The following is an 18,470-nucleotide window of genomic DNA, read 5'->3' on the forward strand; positions in this document are numbered from 1 at the left end:
AAGGGGAAAGTGAATGAAAAACACCAAGCGGAAGAATATGCCGCCAGAGGAGCGACGCGCACAGCTACTGGGATGTGCGCAAATGCTGTTCTTTTCTAAAGGCTTCGAAGATACGACAATCCAGGATGTGCTTGATCTGGCAGGTGTTTCGAAAGGTGGATTTTATCATCACTTCAAATCCAAGGATGAATTGTTGTTCGGAGTTCTCGACGGAATGGCTGAAGGCGTGTTTGCTCAAATGTCCGTTGTTGCCTCTGATGAGACATCCTCTGCACTTGATCTGTTGCGCAGCTTTATCCATCTGCGAGCCAACTACTTGCGAGAGCATGACTATCCTGGGCAGGTCGAATTTTTCAGGGTTATGAACCTCGACAAGAACATGGTCCTGCTAGAGCAGTTCAAACGCCGGGTCAGAGCCGATGCCATGCCCGTTTTGAAAAAAATTATCCAGAAAGGCTGTGATGATGGCACATTCACGGTTGCCGATGTCGAAACCGCCTCAGAACTAGTTTTGTTTCTGAGCACTTTTATTGATCTGTCGTTACTAAGGGCAATTGAGGCGCGTGGAACCGCAATGGCGGATCAGGCAGCTCAAAAATTGCAGGACGCAATCGACATGCAGTTTCTCGCAATCGACCGCATTCTGGGGTTGCCAGATGGAACCACGGATTTCGGTTGGCCGGAAGCCGTTGTCGTTACGATGGCAACTGTGCCTCCTCCACCGCCATCTATCAATTAACGCGGTTCGGAAAACCTACGGCCAACGTTGCTCTTCTGAATGGCGTTATACGCGTAGAAAATGCGCCCGCAGATGCGCTCAACCGCATGACATCTCTTGGTCGTGCGGAATATGAACGCGCCTTCTAAAGTGATGAGGTATGGGCAAATTTGCCTCAGTCCTGATCCATGAAACACGGGCGTTCAGGGGCAATTGTGGATACGTTCCCTTTCTACAATGAAGGGTTATTGGGACCAGCCGGATGAGACCGAGAAGGCAATAGTTGAGGGCTGGTTCGACACCGGTGATGAGATGTCGTTTGACGAAGACGGGTATCATTGGTTCGCTGGTCGCAAGAAGCAGATAATTGTGAATGACGGGTCGAACGTTTCACCTCAGGATATAGAAGGCTCGCTGCTGCACACCCGTCCGTCGCGGCAGCCGGAGTTATTGGAATCCACGACCTTGCTCACGGTGAGAATGTGCGAGCCTACGTTGTCCAGCATCCTGATGAGCCAGTACCGTCCCCAAGCGACCTGATTACGTTCTCAAGAAAGAACATTGGCTACAAAGCGCCAGAGGAAATCGTGTTTCTCGACGAAATGTCGCTGAGTCCGGCCGGAAAGACGGATCGCACAGCGCTCATCAAGATGGCTGAGCAGTAGAGCCATTCTCGCGGTCACCGAGATCCCGGCCTATGGATCCCGGCAAACTGCAACGGTCTTGAAGGGTCTGGTTCTGGATCACGATTGCTGAGGTGTTTTCGGCTTTTATGAGCGGCCCAATGTATTGTCGTCGCGAGCCCGATGGATTCCGCGTGCTTCTCACTCGTAGCCTCCAAGGCAAGAGCGTTGCTGTGGCGATCCATGCGCTAGGCTCTGGAAGCGACTGGTCGTGTCGTTGCACCAACTGACCTGCCCCCCGAGGCTCCCTCATTCATAACGAGAGTCTGCGGGTCTGGTTTTCATATTCTTCGTCGTCTGTTTGAGCAAGCGCATCGGGCGCAGAGCCCTCAAGTTGCTCATGCGTCCGGCGCGCTTCTGCTGGGGTCTGGTTCCCGAGCGATGAGTGCGGCCTGGCGTTGTTGTAGTCGTATCGCCAAAGGGCCAGCTTGCGCCTTGCATCGTCCAGGCTGTTGAACATCTCCTCGTTCAGGAGTTCATCGCGCAGACTGCCGTTGAAGCTTTCAATGAAGGCGTTCTGCTGGGGTTTGCCCGGGTCGATGTAGTGCCATTCGACATTGTTGTCGTTGGCCCACTTCAAGATCGCTCGACTGGTAAACTCTGTCCCGTTGTCGCTGACAATACTGGCGGGCTTGCCGTACAGGCGGACAAGCGCATCCAGTTCCCGAGCCACGCGGGCGCCCGAGATGCTGGTATCCGCGATCAGACACAGGTTTTCTCGGCAGCAATCATCATTCACGGCCAGAATGCGGAACCGGCGCGAGGCCCCGAACGTGTCAGACAGGAAGTCCAGAGACCAGCGCTCGCCCGGCCTCAAAGCCTCTGGCATCGGGGTCCGCGAACCGCGGGCGCGCTTACGGCCTCGTCGTCGCCTGACACCCAGCTTCTCCTCCGTGTACAGCCGATACAGCTTCTTGTGGTTCATGACGTACCCTTCGCGCTCAAGCATCACGCCGATCCGGCGATAGCCGAACCGACGTCGCTTCGCTGCGATCTTCTTCATCTCTTTGCGGATCTCAGGGTTGTCAGGCGGACGGTCGCGCCTGACAGTCTTCGGATCGACACCAACAAGACGGCATGCACGGCGTTGCGAGATGTCATGTTCCCGCATCGCCAGCAGTGCTGCCTCTCGTCGCTTGATCGGCGTCGTTAGCTCTTTCCCAGCAAATCCTTAAGCACGACATTGTCCAGCATCGTATCCGCCAGTAGGCGTTTGAGCCTGGCATTCTCGTCCTCCATCGCCTTCAACTTCGCGACGTCAGACACCCCCATGCCGCCATATTTCGACTTGTATTTGTAGAACGTACCCTGGCTGAGCCCGTGCTTGCGGCAGACCTCCGCCGTCGGCATCCCAGCTTCCTGTTCTCTAATCATCCCGATAATCTGCGCTTCAGTGAAACGGCTCTTTCGCATTCGTTTGCTCCTTCAAAAGGTTGGGCAAACTCTACATCAGAACGAGGGAAGTTTCGGGGGGCAGGTCACAACCCATGTCATAATGATTTGATATTCTGTGCTGTCGGAAAATACTGACCAAACAAAGCTGGCGTACGTTTTTTGGCCAGATGGACGGCAACACATCTAGGTGTCGACGATCCCTTGGTGGTCGCAAACCCGAGACAGCTACTCGTTGCTATACCTCGATTGAGCCGTTGCGAGTTGGAAGGAAAAACCAACCGGTTGGCTGAGGTGGCGTCAGGTTCCATTCAGGATCTGAATCCTTGTAGGTGACTTGATCTCGCAATGTCATTGGAGAGAAGGACGGCGCCAAACGACAATGGCGCCATGGAACTGGCAGAAACCACACCGGTTCATTTGATATACGTCGATCCGGACGTCAACATGGCGCGGTTTTTTTTGTATAGAATTGCAGCCAACGCTGTTTAGGGAAGTGTTCGTGCTTCGTACTTGAGGACGAATTGGTACGAATGGGCAGGCCATGATGGCGATGGATGACGACGAGACCCAGGCCAACGAAGCGCTCCAGGAACTCGACAGGCAGAAACGTCGTCGCGAATATGTTGCAGTGACGGAGTAATCGAGAAAGTTTCGACCGAAACCGGTTCTATGTTTGCGCAGCAGTCAAGGACTTGGGTTCGTTGTCATTCGGGGTCGTGGCTCTCTACAACGTCGGAGTCCGGCTTCATGATGGCGTCCGGGAGCTGATCGGCCAAAATGTCATTCGCGAGATTGGACCGGTTTCACATCTACAGCTTAAGGCTGGCTTGATCCGCCTCCGTTCCGACGGATGCAGAACTCGCCCTTGGTCTCTCGGGCAGGTGATGGATTGTTACGTTAGGCCGAGGCCTCCATTTTGTTTCAAAGACTGTTCCGTCGCGCCAGATATGGGCCGCTCCTCGACTTACTCGATCGGCGCCGACGGGATGCAATACAAGTGGCATCCTGCACTCGGGCTCGGTTCATGGTAGCGCATAGGCAAATCTGATTGGACGAAGGTGTTCAATTCCCGATGTTTTCATACTAGAGTCGCCAAAATCGCGCCAAGAGGAAATTGCTGTGCCGAGCTCAATGATTGAAGAAGACCTGACTATCGAAGGCAATGTCAGTTCGAGCGGGGGTAGCGTCGATGTTAGAGGCCATGTGGTTGGGGATGTCAGCGCAGAGATGATCACCATTCAGTTGAGTGGGTCTGTTGACGGCGCCTTGTCGGCAAGGAAGATCACTGTTGAAGGCAAGCACAAAGGCAGTTTGAACTGCGACGCTCTTATGCTTGCATCGACATCACAGGTTCAGGCTGATGTATCGGCCAAGACGATGACAACCGAAAGCGGCGCAAAAGTCTCGGGCAAGGTCGCTGTAACCGGTGGAAATGAGGCTTCGTTGTAAATACTTTGAGGCATAACCTGGCGCGTCGCGCTCGCGCTCGGGCAGTACCGGGTGGGACCTGAGAATATCGGGTGCACGCACTCGCAACCCTGTCGATTGGCCGGATTTAAGCGTCCACTTAATTCATCTCCGATGCTCTGACAATCTGAGCTCGTCCCACATCCAGCTGAAATCATACTCTGTGACGGGGGACCCTTTCTAGCGGGCGCTGCGGTTTTCGATGGTCTTCAGCCAGTCAATGACTTCTTACTTGCCCTTGGCGCTACGAACGGCCTTGCGTGGGGTTTTGCCTTCAAGAGCCGGCATCGGTTGGTCGAGTGTGTCACGGTAGAGGTGGTCGAGATGTTCGTGGGCAATCTGGCGGGCAAGGGCAGGGGGGATGTCATCTTCAGCCATCGATTCGCTGTCCCGGTTGTCATCTGACATCATTTGTTCACCGGTCTGGATCGCCGTAAGCGGCGGCTTCACTAAATCACCCAGCATCTCTAGGATGAGTGCTTCGCTGCGTTCGGCGCGTGCCGCAGAACTCACGGAGAGTGTAAGCGCCCTGCCTTTCAGATTCAGGGACCCAAGGACAGAAGCGCCCGACATTGAATTGTCCCGTGTGAGGCCAGCACCGCGCCTTGAACCGCCAGCGTTGTCCAGGTCCAGCCAGGTCCAGTCTTTCGGACCCGTGGCCACGAGATCTGCGGCATGGGACAGCGTCTGCGAAATCTGGTTTTGCGTGACCCCACTGGCGAACGGGAAGCGCAGATCATGCAACAAGGTCGCTGCAATGAAGGAAAGCAGTTGAGCGACTACTGAAAGCGGACGTATCGGAAAGATCTGAACTCGAGCGAGACATCGTCGCGCACACTTGATCCCGCGTAATTATTTTCTCACATGGGTTCTGACCTCCACCCTTCCATCCGTCGGGCGCGAGCCATTCTTCAAAATACAGCATCTAAATATATTTCGAGCGAATTTCACACTCCCCAATGCCGCATCGATAGGTGCTTTGATTCAAATGCCGGTCGTGCTCTGGTGTAGGCATGACAGTTAATAAGCCGGCCTTGGCCTACGGCGCATTGTTGCTTGCGATGTTGATCAGCTCGGGGAACTTCCTGTTCGGCAACCTGGCTGTCAATGAGGTTGATCCTGTTGTGCTGACATTTTGGCGCTGCCTGATCGCGGCAATATTTGTTTTGCCTCTTGTTATGAAGAGGCAAAACAAACTCATCCGACACTTCCAGAGCAGTTGGCTTCGTCTAACAACACTTGCCTGCATTGGCGTGGTCGCCACGCCTTGGTTTGTTTATTCTGCGCTCCGTTCAAATGATCTAATAGATCTTGGGGCCGGTTACACCAGTGTACCCTTACTTACGATTTTGTTTTCGGCACTATTGATCGGCGAGCGGTTGCAGTCTGTCCAGTATCTGGGTGTTGCGATCGCCCTCGCTGGGGCACTGGTTTTTGTATTTCGCGGTGAATTCTCAAACCTAATCAATTTCGACCCGCATCTCGCCTTCTTGCTGATGATTGCATCCAACGCCTGCCGTGGGCTTTATTTAGTTCTTCTTAAAAAATGGAACATGCAACCTAAGCCCGACGAGGGCTTGTTCGTGATTTTCGTCGTTGGCATCGCGGTTTTGTTGCCGTTTGTGTTGTTCCTCGAAGCAGGTACATCTCGGCCGTTCGTCTATTCTTGGCAGGTCTGGGGCTCTATTCTCTTCATTGGAGTTGGCATGGGGGCCATCTACCTCCACTTGCTAAATTTCGGTACAAATGTAGTTGGTGCTTCGACAGCTTCCTTGTTTGCCTATCTCGTTCCGGTTCTCGTTGCGGTCGAAGCTGTGACCCTGAAAGGCATCGACCTTCAGTTCTATCAAGGGGTCGGCGGTGTGCTGATCATTGGTGGAGTTCTGGTCGCAACCAGGCTGCATCTTCGCCCGAATGCCGTTGACCATCCACCACATTGATCCACTCGTTTGCAGATAACAAAGGGTTTGACATCGTTTTGGGCCGCGCGCTTCGAATTGGATTGCCTCGTCACAAGACAAAATCCGACAAAGACGAAGCATTTTGGATCGCGGTCGGTCGTCAGATCAACTTCCCGCGAAAGCAACATTTACGTCCAGTCATGTCGGTTGAGCGAAATTTGTTCCGATGTTGCAATGCCCGGCCTGAGTGATCGGTTCCGTAATATGTCTTGGGAAAATAATTCATCAGAAGATTAGTCTGACAAACCGGCTTCCCGAAGATCACCGACAAACCTGTCAAGATCACCTTGCTGAAGGTTTTCGAATGCCAAGCGGACGCGCGAACATGTCATGTCGGGGTGAAGCTCTTTGCTCTGACCGACTATCTGTCTTGCCTCTTCTATGCGGTGTTGTCGTATCAGAATTACCGCTAACACATAGTGCCCGAATGGGCCAACTGACCTTCCTTCCAATGTTGTTCTTGCGCAGGCTTCAGCTTGCTCCAAGTTGTCAAGGAGATAGAGGCACAGAGCCTTGGATAACAATTTAACCTTGAAGTACGGTCCGGACGGTCCAAATCGGGTTGCCGTCTCAAAATGCGCCAGTGCCTGTTTTGCCTGTCCATTTGCGAGCTGCGTATACCCAAGAACCAGGTGAGCGTTCGCAGCGCTTGGGTTTAGACTGACTGCAAGTTCTGCCTCTGTGATCGCAGCATCGTGACGGTTATACAGAGTATATGCCCGCGCGAGACTTGCATGCGCAAAACTACTATGTTCATCAAGGGTTACGGCGCGCTCTGCGTGATAGAGTGCGCGTTCCTTTGCCCCCTTGCGGTCATCAACTTGGACGAAAAACAGCTTTCGAAGCTCGGCATTTGCCATGACAGCGTGCGCAAGCGCATAGTCCGGCGTCATGTCTATGGTCTTAGATAAAATTTCATTGGCCTTTTGGGAATCTTCATCCGTGAACTTGAACAGATGCCAAAGAGCTTTTTGAACCTTATCCCATACATTGACCTCACCACGTTTCAGGCGGGCTTGTTCTCTCAAGTCGAACCGCAGTTCCCAGTCAATGTGCCCAACGACTGCCGAGGCGATTTCCTCTTGCAAGGAAAAGACATCCTCGATTTTATGATCCAGGCGATCGGCCCAAAGGTCATGCCCATTCGATGTATCTACCAAATGGGCGGTGACCCGAACGCGCTGGTCATCATAGCGCACACTGCCTTCTACTAAATAATGTGCCCCGAGGCGCTGTGCGATTTCTTCACCGGATAGAGAAGCATCCTTGAGTTGCTTGGTCGAAGTAGGTGAGACGACCGACAGCCAATCCACTTTTGCAATTTCGGTAACAAGTTCTTGGTTGATGCCGGCCACAAAACCATTGTCGTCGCTTTGTCCACTGAGTTTGTCGAATGGCAATACTGCGATTACCGGCTTTTGTGGTGCCGGAAGCTGAGTGACCATTCGATCGAACAGACGGTCTTTTTCGGCTGGTGGCTCTGTCTTTGGTGCAAGCGTTTCGGTTTCAGATTGCGAACCGAATAAAGGTTCATGCGTTGCCGGTAAGTGGAACACCGGTCCGTGCCGCGGCCAATCAACATTGTTGAGCGTCATATAGTCTTTGAGATTGTGCGCTGCGTACAAAAATGCGTGGCTGCGCGCACCAACGCTGATCTGCTTGTTTGCGAAGTTAAGGCCCACCGCGACGCGCGCCAACAGGTATTGGCTCTCCATAAAACTCAGCCGATGGCTTTCGTGGCGTTCAACCCAGCTCATCGCCCCACGTCGCAAAGTTCTGACAAACTCTACGATCCCGACGTCGTCTTGCCAAAGTCCCAGTGTATGGTGTTTGGAATGAAAGAGACCGAGATCATCAAGGATGGCGTCCCATTGGGCTGGTACGCAGCTTCCGCGTCTCGCCAACAGGTATGCCAACTCGAAATAAGCGTGATCGTAAAACAGGAATTGATTGTCTTCGTACAGCGCCAGATCAATCAGATAGTAATCGGGATCACTGCTTTGATGCGATCGTACCAGTACATTGAAGCCGTGCAGATCTCCATGTAGTCGGCCTTTGGCCGCTCGGATACTCAATCGGCTTGGCAAATTCTCGTCGCAAGCAAATGCCAGTGGGTTTGGGTACCAATGCCCCTCAAACATAAGGCAACGCTCGTTTAGGTCATGACTGCAATCATCGGAAAGAAATCGGTGTATTCGACCTGCCTCAGGATCCAGTCTGTAGCCGAGCCACTCGGAAAGCAATTCCCGAGGCGAGTACATACCTGGTGCCATCTGATAGTCAGAATTCCAATCGTCAAGAAGGCTTCGCGAGAGCCGTTGTAGGACATTCAAGGCAAGCTCGTAGCTACAATCGTTCCAAGGAAGGGAGTATTCCAGTCCTTGCGCCACGACCGTTGAGAGTATCGCAATCATTCCTTCGTGTTCCAGCGAGTGGACAATACGTGCCAGATGCTTGGATCCGAATGCCGGTATCGCTTCGAACGCCTCGAGATGTCTTTGGTTTTCGGTCTTCTCTCGCCATTCCGGATCGGGAAGTACGTCAAGTTTGAGAATTGCCTGACCACTGAAGGCATCGCATGTGATGTCGACAATATAGACAAGAGCGCCAGACTTGCCTGCACTTAGCTGTCGGTGAAAGTAGATTTCACCCTTTACCGACCAGCGGTCAGCTATCAGTGGCAGAAGCTCTTTGTAGGCTTCCGGCCAAGAGAGATCATCAATGGCGGGCATGAACAACACTCCGCAGAAGTACCGCCAAGGACTGTGTAATTCTGCGCGGCGGAACTGTACTTTTGCATGATACACATGCAAAGGCGTGAACCAAGTCGTTTGGACACACCGGTCAGAGTTTTCGGGATTACTTCAATATACTCTTTCTGGACAGAAGGTCAGGAGGTGTTGTCACGTTAACTGTCGTTCGGTTGCTCATGCCCGTAATTGGACGTAGGTGGCATCAATGAAGTCATCGTCAATCAACTACAAGCGCCACCGGTTTCCTCCTCAGATCATCGCCCACGTGGTGTGGCTGTACGTTCGCTTCATCTGAGTCTGCGTGAAGTTGAATAGATGCTGTTGCAGAGCGGGATCGATGCGTCTTACGAAACTATCCGGCGTTGGGTCATCAAGTTTGGGCCGGCGATCGCTCGAAACGTGCGGCAGATACAGAACCGTCCAGGTGATGTTTGGCATCTCGATGAAGTAGGCGTGAGAATTTCAGGTCGCAAATACCGGCTTTGGCGCGCGGTCGATCGGCATGGCGTTGTGCTGGACGAAATTCTCCAACCGAAACGGGACAAACGGGCGGCGTAGCGGATGCTGCGCAAAGCAACAGTCGGAAAAATCCAGCTTCCGGTGGTCCAAGGTTGGGGAGCAAAGCATCAGAACTTATGAAATTTAGCCGACCGTTGTCTCATTAAGCAAATCACAGGCATCGCTCACGTCCACTGTGTGCTCTCCCGCAGTTAAAGTCTTCAAAACGGAACTTAGATCGGCAATGGGAACAGGAACGTGTCCATGTTTTTTACAGTGCTTAGTGTAGTCCACCAATGTTCGAAGTTCGAACATCGTCGCCTGCTGCCGTCGTGCAGTACTCAAGGCTTTACGAAACTCGACTTCCGCGAACCCACTCTCGGCAATTGCCAGAGCGTAAACCCGGTCTGTCTCTGCTTGCGCCCACCCTTCATTTGTAAGGCTTTGATGCCTGCGAGCATCGGCTAACAAATGCAAGGCGCTATCCCGATCACCCGTTTTCAAAGTGAGTTCGGCAATCAATGTAAGAAAGAAGGGTTTGTAGTTTCCCGCTCCGCTGGTCCACCAAGCGCCTGACGCCTCTCGCAATGCTCGGATGGTTTCCTGCTCAGGCGAGACGTAGGCTTCCACCCAGCTTCGCCAAAGGGTTGCAGTCAACGACATGAAGGTGAATGAGTGTTTTGAAGACAGCTTCTCAAGCTCGTCCGCGACCTCAATTACTTGCTCGGGTTCGCGGCGTAGTAGATGGAGCATGCACAGATAGGTTAACGACTGCGCGATACTGTGGGCATGCTCAAGCTTTCGTGCTGCCGCGACAGCTTGCCTTTGAACTTCAAGTGCTTTGTCTGGAGCTCCGCGCATCCAAATTGCCATGCTCAAGAAGCACGAAGTGATAGCCGCGTGGTCCGACCCGTAAATGTAAGCCAGATGCCCATCACGTTTCCGATTGTAAAACCCTAGTGCATTACTCAAATGCTCATACGCCGGGTCCAGTTCCCCGATATGGAACAGCACTGCACCCATAGCACGATGAGCCACCATCTGATGCTGCGTCTCGCTTGTTGAATCCGCCAAATTCAGCAATTGGCCCGCAACATTCCTGGCCAGGTCATACTCAGCGCGCACCAAATGAAAGGAATACAAACCGTTCAAAACCGGGAACAAATGCTCTGTTTCTTCAACACCTTCACATAATTCGCGTATTCTTGCGTACACAGTCCCAGTTTCTTCGGCGGCTATTCCCGCAGTTGAGCGAAGAACACCTGCCCTGAGAACCTGAACCTCAATTTCTTTCTGGTCTCTTTCAATACTATGCTGCAATTCGCTCAACTGTTCGATCGCCAGGGACAGTTGTGTGTTTGCCTCGATATTAGCTGACCGCTGGACTGCGCGTTTGCCAGCGAGATACCGATAGTCGATTGCCTCTCCACTCATTCCTGCCACTGTGTAGTGGTGAGCCAGAATTTCCGGACTGGCATCGCCAATATGGGTTGTTTTTTCTTTTAGTGTTTGCGCTACACGAGCGTGCAAAACCCGACGCTCGCTTTTTAAGAGGCTATTGTAGGCTGTGTCGCGAATAAGGGCGTGACGATAGCTGAAAGTTTCAAGATTTTCTTCTTCAGAAACTGTAACAATGCCTGCGTCTACCAGAAGCTCTAATCCTGCGCGCAACGCCTTATCACCACTCCGTGCCACTTGAGCGATCAACGGATATGAAAATTGGGGGCCGATCACCGCTCCAATCTGCGCCACCTCCTTGGCGGAACTCAGGCGGTCAAGCCTCGCCATTAGAGCATCATGTAGCGTGCTGGGAACCGAGCTTGCTGGAGAAGCCCCGCCCATCGAGGGCGCGTCCTTTCCTTCGCTCAAAGCTCCGGATTCCAATAAATCTTTCGTCACTTCTTCAACGTAGAGTGGCACACCGTCAGATCTTGCCGCAACAACGTTATACATCTCTTCAGAGATCGACTGGCCTTTGGCAACTTCGTCCATAATGTTCTTGACTTGGTGAAATTCCAATTGCTTCAAAACCACTTTCGAAAGGTTGGATTGTAGCACCCATCCTGGGTCAAACTCGGGTCTGAATGTCATCACAACCAGCACCGGAAGATCGCGAATCCGGTCCGCGATCCGATCCAGCAGCAACTTAGTCGTCGGATCAATCCAATGTGCGTCCTCAAATAAAAGCAGAACTGGCTTTTTCTCAGCTTGTGAAGCCACAATACCAAGCAGCATTTCTAGCGTCTGATCCATGAGTTGCTGCGGCGGCAAATCCAAATGCCCCAATTGTTCCTCGAATGGAACGGAAAGAAGAGACGCGGCCAACTTTAAGATGTGGTCGGACTGATCGCCCAAAACGGTGGAGATCTTTTTGAGCTTTACTTCGTTTGCATCATCGGTACGAAGGCCTGCGGCATTCTCAAACTGGCGAATGGCAGGATAGAACGCACTCGCGTAATGGTAGGGAGAACACTGATATCGAACTTGAATGTGCGACACCCCGGGAATTTTCTGTCGCAATTCTTCAACAAGTCGAGACTTACCAATTCCAGGCTCACCCGACACCAGAACGACCTGTCCCCGACCACTAATGGCCAGATTCCACTTCTCATAGAGGGTCTCATATTCCCCGGCGCGACCGACCAAAGGGTTCAGCAACACGTCATCTAATGGCATGAAGCGGCTGATAGTTTCTCGCGCTCCTGTCACTTGCCAGGCTTCAACTTCTTTAGCAAATCCTTTGAGCTTGAATGCGCCACGCAGAACATATTCAAAAGTACGACCCGCCAACTGATGAGTACTTGGAGCGACGATCAGTGTGCCAGGATCAGCCATTGCCTGCAGCCGTGCGGCCAGATTTGGCGTCTCGCCCATCGCCGTTCCATCCTCAAACATTTTTTCGCCGCGCAAATCACCGACTACGACCAATCCAGTCGCGATCCCTATTCGGACATTCAGTTTTGCATGAGTTCGGATGTCTGGTATTTCCTTGATAATGCGAAGACCTGCGCGAATAGCTCGCTCTGGGTCATCTTCATGCGCGTGCGGAAACCCGAAAAAGACCATAATACCATCGCCATAGTAGCTTGCGATGTGGCCATCAAAAGCGGCAACTGACGCGGCACAGGTTTCTTTGAAAAGCCGAAGAACTTCAGCTAAATCTTCCGGGTCGACACGCTGAGATATTTCAGTTGATCCAACCAAATCGATGAACATTACAGTAAGCTGCCGGCGCTCTGCCACGATCGCGGGGCCTAATGCAGTGTTGTGAGGTCGGTGCCTTCCCTCCACATCGGCTCGAACAGCTTTCATGAAACGCCGCCTTGGGCCTAGGGGAAGCCCAATTGTAATGAGATCGCCGTCAGTCAACTCGGTCAGGTCACCGAGTTCAATTTCGTGCTCAGCAAAGGCTCCAACATATTTGGATAAGTCATGTTTCTCTAGCCAGAGCGCAATATCAGACATTTGATCGTTTCGCTTGCCGTCGCACCAGAACCATCGTCTGCAACCCACCAGCATGCATCTCCGTTTTTTTGATTTTCGCTTTCAAAGCACCCATTAGTTTCTTGGGAAAACTTGATCTCTTTTCTCAATGAAATACACCACCATAATTTTGGTCAAGGACTTCATCGTCTCTTAATGGCATGCGCCACTGAAAATTCTTCGGTGGCGGGCTGACATTAAATGCCTACATGGGCGCCGTAACCGTTTGTTGCAGACCGACCTTGTTGCACGGATCGGGCTTCAGGATTAGCTCTGTTGCTTTCCCTCCCGTGAGTTGCTGTGGATGCCATACAAATTCAATGATGCTCGTCGCAACAAGTTTCCCAAAGCATAGTACCGGGTCACGAACTGCTGTGAATACAACGAAAGTCTCCGGCAACGGGGTGACGTGAATATCTGGTTTTCTGAAGATGTAGTGGAGAAGTGGGCATCGCCACGCCGCAAGACACGCGGCGGTCAGTCCCGCTACTCCGATCTGGCGATCGAGATCTGTCTCACCCTGAGGGTCGTCTTTCGACTTCCACTCCGACAAACTCAGGGTTTTGTGCGGTCGGTTGCCAGGCTGATGGGTGTGGACATCGTTGTGCCGGATTTCTCGACCTTGTCGCGACGTGGCAAGGGGTTAAAGATTGCCGAAAATCGGCGAGCTGCAAGTAAACCAATCACCCTCATTGTGGATAGCACGGGTCTGAAAGTGCATGGCGGCGACAACTGGCATGAAGAAAAGTACGGCGCCAGGAAGGCCCGCAAAACATGGCGCAAACTCCATATCGGGCTCGACCGGGAAACTGGTGATATTGTTGCCTCGAAGCTGACCACGGAACATGTAGGCGACGAAACAGCGCTGCCAGAATTGCACACTGACATTGATGCCGATGTGAGCCGGTTTCTTGCGGATGGTGCGTATGACGGTCAAGGGGTGGTCGACTGCCTGGAAAGCAGGTTCGGGTCTGGAATAGAGATCATTGTCCCTCCACCAAAGAACGCAGTGCGCGGCGAGAATGCACAACGCAATCGACACGTCGCTGCCATCGCTAAACATGGCAGAATGAACTGGCAAGCCGAGACGAGGTACAACCAGCGATCACAGGTTGAAGCCCAGATTAGCAGATGGAAACAAGTTATCGGTGAGCGTCTGCAAGCGCGAGATTTTGGCCGTCAAATCGCCGAAGCGAAAGTAGCGGCAAAGGCGCTCAACCGCATGACAGGCCTCGGTCGTGCGATGTATGAGCGCGTCATCTGAAGTGATGGAGTAAGGGGTAAACTCGCCTAAGTCATGATCCATGCAACACAGCCACGTTCAATCATAGTGACCTCCGTTTAAGAAGGTCCCAGCGTTCAGGACTTTTGGGAAAGCGCGTCTCTCAGTGGAGACGTGGCGACGCCATCGCCATATTACTCCTTGTTTTCGCCAAAAACTCCGGCCGAAGCCGGAGTTTCTATTTTAGAAAACGGTCATGATATTGTCTCTTTTACGCGACCTACGATCTCATTCTGGGACTGTGGTTTGGAAGGATTAAGATTTGGCACGACATCACTTGTCACACCCCATTTGACCAAATCCACCCCGTCAACCTGATCCTCTTCAGATACGCGAAGCCCAGTCGTAGCTTTCAGTATTGGCGTCAGCACCAATGCCGTAACGATCCCCAGCCCGAGGGAAATAACCACACCCAGAGCCTGCATACCCAAAGAAACTTGGGCGTTCTGGAAAGCATAGTCTCCTTCCAAGCCGATAAATCCACCTTGGTGAGTACCGGAGTGAAGAACACCAATCATCAGCAGGCCGTATGAGCCACACCCTGCCATCAAGGGGATCAGTTTGTGCTCGTCGATTTTCATCTTCAAAGTCGCTTCGTAAATGAAGTAGGCGACGAAAGGTGCTCCTGCACAGACAAGAAACATCTGCCAAGGGACGTAGATGTCAAAGCCGCTGGCACCGGCAATGTGCCCCGCAAACGGGCCAAGCAGCAAGTAGGCGTACTTCCTTGTTTTGTAAGCAATCAGCGCTCCCGAGAGCGTACCGCCTGCCCAAGCTGCACCAAAGTTGTTCAGCGCAATTCCGACGGACGTATCTGCCATTGTAATGCTTACACCAAGAGCACCGGGATCGAAGAAGAACATGCAAGCGATAATAACCAGTGGCATCCCTGCGAAGACCATTACAACACACGTGGTAGCAAGCCCCAGATTTGGAACAACATACGATGGTACCTTTGGGTGCTCAGAGAACATACCCGGGCGATGACCCAGTGCCTTGGCAAACACAATCGCCATCCCGCCAGGGAACAAATAGACGAAACCGGCACCGAAATAATCGTGATATCCGGCATTGGTCAACCAACCGACAGAACCCCATGTCCACTGGCTCAAAATCGCCGAAACGATCGTCGAGACCACGCACGTTACATAAAAGGCTGAAGCCTTCATGCGCTCGCCAACCGCCAGATGCAGAAGAAGGTTTATCAGACCGGTGAATGCAGCCAGGAAGAAAACGAAGATCTGAAAGGTATTCAGACCGGGAAAAATCGCCGGGTCAATATGCTGAGCCAGCGAATTCATCATGTCGCCGCCAATCCACCAGGCATTGATGGCATCCCAGAATGCCACGTCTGCGGGATAGTCCGGTCCTTGATACATGATGTAGTACTGGGACACCCAGATGGCGAAGCCGATCACATAGTAGACCGCAAAGCTCAAGAAAAAGCCAACCAGCTTCTCTATGGTTGCATTGAAGTTGTTGCCGCGACGGATGCCTCCTGCATCACCCAGGATGAGTCCCGCAATGATCAATAGTCCACCTGCGCAGCCTGACGCATAAATGATGTTCTGCAACAGCTGTCCGTTGCTGACTTGATCCGTGAATATTTGGGTCGCTTGCTCTCCAGCCATTCTTAATCTCCCTTCCCGAAGTCGCTAGTTTCTTGTTTCATTTGCAGAATGTCGCTCCTCGTCACAAATCTCCCAATTGGCTCGACCCGGAAGCAATCCGAACGAGACACCCGCATCTGTGAACCGTCTTCTTGTGGCAACTGCAGCTTGCCCTGGAAAAGGCTTTGGCAACGACTTGGAAACTTTCTAAGTCAAGCCGTCGCCAACCCGTCTGCTAGGCCGCTTGCTCTTTGGCCTTCAGTGCCCGTACTACTGCTTCAGGGGTCATTGGAACATCGACCCAGACGCCGATTGCGTTGTAAACCGCCTGGCAGATCGCAGGTGCTGCTGCCGCCGCCGGCGATTCACCAGCGCCACGCGCACCGAATGGGCCGACTGGGTCTTCACTTTCGACGAAGAACACTTCTGCATCTGGCGGGAAGTCGCCGGTACGCAACAGTTTGTAATCAAGCAAGCCATCGTTCAGCACCCGGCCGTTTTCCGGATCAAATTCAATGCCTTCGTAAAGTGCAAAGCCTGCTCCGCAGATAGCGCCGCCAATGACTTGGTTCTTTAGGACTTTTGGATTCATCACTGTACCGCTGTCTTGGCCAGCCAGGTAATCTACAATCTGGACCACCCCTGTTTCGACGTCCACCTCCACTTCGCAGAACTGCGCCGCCCACTGTCTGGCAAATGCGATAGTCGGCGGCATCGCCGTGTCCGGGCGTCCGGTAATGACAGTGGTTTGGGCTAGGCTGTCAGAGCACAATTCGTTCATCATCTCTTCCAAAGCGACCCGTCGATTATCCTCGGGACGGTGTTTCAGGCAGATCATTGCGTCATCGATGGTCAGTTCTTCGGGGTCGATGTTGTCAAAGAACTCGCGAGACGCGATCTTGAGCACCTGGCGCTTCGCATCCTTGGCAGCTTCGCGCGTCGCCCAGCCGACCCTGAACATGGTGGTCGATGCTGACGACCCGGATGCGAACGGCACAGCAGACGTATCACCAGTCTCGATATTGACCATGTCCATCGGCACACCGAATTCCTCGGCTGCCACTTGGCTGAGCGTGGTTTCGCTGCCTTGACCCTGCCTCCCGCAGGCGGAGAAGACGTTGATCGAGCCGTCCAGGTTCACCCTGACGACAGAGCTGACGTTGCCACCGAATTCAACGCCGCAGCAATGTGCACCGGTTCCGACGCCGACACCGCGTCGCTTGCTTCCTTCGACTGAAGATGGTTTGCCCCAGCCTTTGAAGCGTTCTTTCCAGCGGAACTTTTCGGCACCCTGGCGCAACAGAGCCTCTGTATCTCCTGATGAAAGATGAAACATTTCCGGCCAGCCCTCTTTCTGGGCATCTGTCAGCCCGTCGACATACTCCGTCAACGTGCCTTTCAGGTGTTGTCGCGGCTCTTGCATACGCAATGATTGGCCCGCCTTTATCTGGTTCTTGATCCGGAATTCTACAGGATCATGGTCAATCGCGATGGCGGCCATGTCTGCTGCGCGCTCTACCGCCAGCCCCATCGTGATGTCGCCAACTGCGCGCATGCAGCCCGATGTGACCAGATTGGTGCTGACGCCGCGAACGCCGTAACGTCCGTTCTTTGCGCCGCCCCACAAGTCACAGCAGAAGAAATACACATCTGTCTTGAAACCATAAGCGCCGTTGTCCATCAGGTGGTTGAAATGCGCTAACGTCAGTGTGCCGTCTTTCTTGACACCCATGCGTCCTTTGGTGATCTCAACGTGGCGCCGCTTGACCGCGGCCATGCATTCTTCGCTGGTCAATTCGATCTTGACCGGGCGACGGATTTTCCGCGCCAGCAACGCAGTTACCATCATGAAGTTGTTGGACCACCACAAACCGAAGGATGCGCCGGATGGCAGAGCCACCACACGCACGTTCGCCATCGGGATTCCAAACGCCTGGTGAATACCTTGCTGTAGTTCTGAAGGAGTCTGAGACGAGGTCCACATGCTGACCTTGTCACCTTCCCAGTCGCAAATGCATGCATTGCGACCAATACCCGCGTAGTTTTGCGCTTTGAAGCGCATCTCGATTTCAACGACTTCGTCGGCCTCTTCGGTTCCACCATCCAGGTCTCCCCAGATAACTGAATATTCGTCGCGCACGTTTCCTTCTTCACGCACTTGCGGCGCGTCGTCGAGCAGTGCCTTTTCAACGTCGAGGACCACGGGAAGTTTTTCGTATTCGACCTCGATCAGGTCAAGGGCCTGATCCGCGATTTCCTCAGTCACTGCCGCGATCGCGCCAATGTCATCGCCAACAAAACGCGCAGTTCCATCCAGGATTTTGCCACGGTAATTGTCCCAAACCCCCATCCAGTTCAGATCAGGCGCGTCTTCATGCGTCACCACACCAAGAACACCAGGGAGTTTCAGCGCCTTGGAGGCATCAATCTTGATGACTCGCGCATGCGGTTCCGTGGATCGGATGATTTTGCCGTGGACCATCCTTGGTAGCTCGTAATCGACACCGAATTTCAATTCGCCGGTGACCTTGTCCTTGGCGTCCAGAACGGGAATACCTTTTCCCGCGATTTTGAATTTCTTCGGCACGTGTCGTTGGCCCATGCTATCCTCCAATGTCGA

12 protein-coding genes and 2 pseudogenes are annotated in these 18,470 nt (G+C 52.9%); 8 read left to right on the forward strand and 6 right to left on the reverse strand.

Annotation, left to right across the window (positions count from 1 at the left end; all coding sequences use genetic code 11):
* Window positions 1–13: 13 nt before the first annotated feature.
* From AB1E33_RS23115 to AB1E33_RS23125, 3 genes are all read left to right on the forward strand, one after another.
* Window positions 14–739, forward strand: a complete 726-nt coding sequence (locus tag AB1E33_RS23115) for a TetR/AcrR family transcriptional regulator (RefSeq protein WP_372579602.1) — start codon at window positions 14–16, stop codon at window positions 737–739.
* 216 nt (window positions 740–955) lie between these two features.
* Window positions 956–1,258 carry a hypothetical protein gene (locus AB1E33_RS23120; RefSeq protein ID WP_372579603.1) on the forward strand — a complete coding sequence of 101 codons (303 nt, stop codon included), beginning with the start codon at window positions 956–958 and terminating at the stop codon, window positions 1,256–1,258.
* A complete protein-coding gene (locus AB1E33_RS23125) occupies window positions 1,174–1,383 on the forward strand; it encodes a hypothetical protein (RefSeq protein WP_372579722.1) in 210 nt (69 codons plus the stop codon). The genes AB1E33_RS23120 and AB1E33_RS23125 overlap by 85 nt, the downstream gene beginning before the upstream one ends.
* Before the next feature lie 271 nt (window positions 1,384–1,654).
* On the opposite strand, the gene AB1E33_RS23130 is transcribed toward AB1E33_RS23125, so the two are convergent.
* A protein-coding gene (locus AB1E33_RS23130; RefSeq protein WP_372579604.1) for an IS3 family transposase occupies window positions 1,655–2,814 on the reverse strand; the annotation gives its coding sequence in 2 pieces (ribosomal slippage) (window positions 1,655–2,565 and window positions 2,565–2,814; 1,161 coding nt in all).
* A gap of 502 nt (window positions 2,815–3,316) precedes the next feature.
* On the opposite strand from AB1E33_RS23130, the gene AB1E33_RS23135 reads away from it, so the two are divergent.
* Window positions 3,317–3,436 (forward strand): WGR domain-containing protein, encoded by a 120-nt coding sequence (locus AB1E33_RS23135; protein WP_372579723.1) that lies wholly within the window; start codon window positions 3,317–3,319, stop codon window positions 3,434–3,436.
* A 491-nt stretch (window positions 3,437–3,927) separates the two neighbouring features.
* Window positions 3,928–4,245, forward strand: a complete 318-nt coding sequence (locus AB1E33_RS23140) for a bactofilin family protein (RefSeq protein ID WP_372579605.1) — start codon at window positions 3,928–3,930, stop codon at window positions 4,243–4,245.
* A gap of 246 nt (window positions 4,246–4,491) precedes the next feature.
* On the opposite strand, the gene AB1E33_RS23145 is transcribed toward AB1E33_RS23140, so the two are convergent.
* Complete coding sequence (locus tag AB1E33_RS23145; RefSeq protein WP_372579606.1) at window positions 4,492–5,010, reverse strand: hypothetical protein; 519 nt, start codon at window positions 5,008–5,010, stop codon at window positions 4,492–4,494.
* A 266-nt stretch (window positions 5,011–5,276) separates the two neighbouring features.
* Here AB1E33_RS23145 and AB1E33_RS23150 point away from each other — a divergent pair, with 266 nt between their 5' ends.
* The gene (locus AB1E33_RS23150; RefSeq protein WP_372579607.1) at window positions 5,277–6,203 is read left to right on the forward strand and encodes a DMT family transporter; all 927 of its coding nucleotides are present in this window, start codon (window positions 5,277–5,279) and stop codon (window positions 6,201–6,203) included.
* 254 nt (window positions 6,204–6,457) lie between these two features.
* On the opposite strand, the gene AB1E33_RS23155 is transcribed toward AB1E33_RS23150, so the two are convergent.
* Window positions 6,458–8,956, reverse strand: coding sequence for a hypothetical protein (locus AB1E33_RS23155; RefSeq protein WP_372579608.1), 2,499 nt, complete (start codon window positions 8,954–8,956; stop codon window positions 6,458–6,460).
* A 226-nt stretch (window positions 8,957–9,182) separates the two neighbouring features.
* Here AB1E33_RS23155 and AB1E33_RS23160 point away from each other — a divergent pair.
* Window positions 9,183–9,532, forward strand: a pseudogene (locus AB1E33_RS23160) (IS6 family transposase); the annotation flags it as partial.
* A gap of 87 nt (window positions 9,533–9,619) precedes the next feature.
* Here the strand turns inward: AB1E33_RS23160 and AB1E33_RS23165 are convergent.
* Window positions 9,620–12,940: an ATP-binding protein gene (locus AB1E33_RS23165; protein WP_372579610.1), complete on the reverse strand. Its 3,321-nt coding sequence runs from the start codon at window positions 12,938–12,940 to the stop codon at window positions 9,620–9,622.
* A 397-nt stretch (window positions 12,941–13,337) separates the two neighbouring features.
* On the opposite strand from AB1E33_RS23165, the pseudogene AB1E33_RS23170 reads away from it, so the two are divergent.
* Window positions 13,338–14,222: pseudogene (locus tag AB1E33_RS23170) on the forward strand (IS5 family transposase); the annotation flags it as partial.
* 212 nt (window positions 14,223–14,434) lie between these two features.
* Here AB1E33_RS23170 and AB1E33_RS23175 read toward each other — a convergent pair.
* A complete protein-coding gene (locus AB1E33_RS23175) occupies window positions 14,435–15,871 on the reverse strand; it encodes an ammonium transporter (protein ID WP_372579611.1) in 1,437 nt (478 codons plus the stop codon).
* Between the two features lie 214 nt (window positions 15,872–16,085).
* Window positions 16,086–18,452 (reverse strand): xanthine dehydrogenase family protein molybdopterin-binding subunit, encoded by a 2,367-nt coding sequence (locus tag AB1E33_RS23180; RefSeq protein ID WP_372579612.1) that lies wholly within the window; start codon window positions 18,450–18,452, stop codon window positions 16,086–16,088.
* Window positions 18,453–18,470: the final 18 nt, after the last annotated feature.

This window comes from Ruegeria hyattellae, assembly GCF_041537925.1.
Taxonomy (GTDB): domain Bacteria; phylum Pseudomonadota; class Alphaproteobacteria; order Rhodobacterales; family Rhodobacteraceae; genus Ruegeria_C.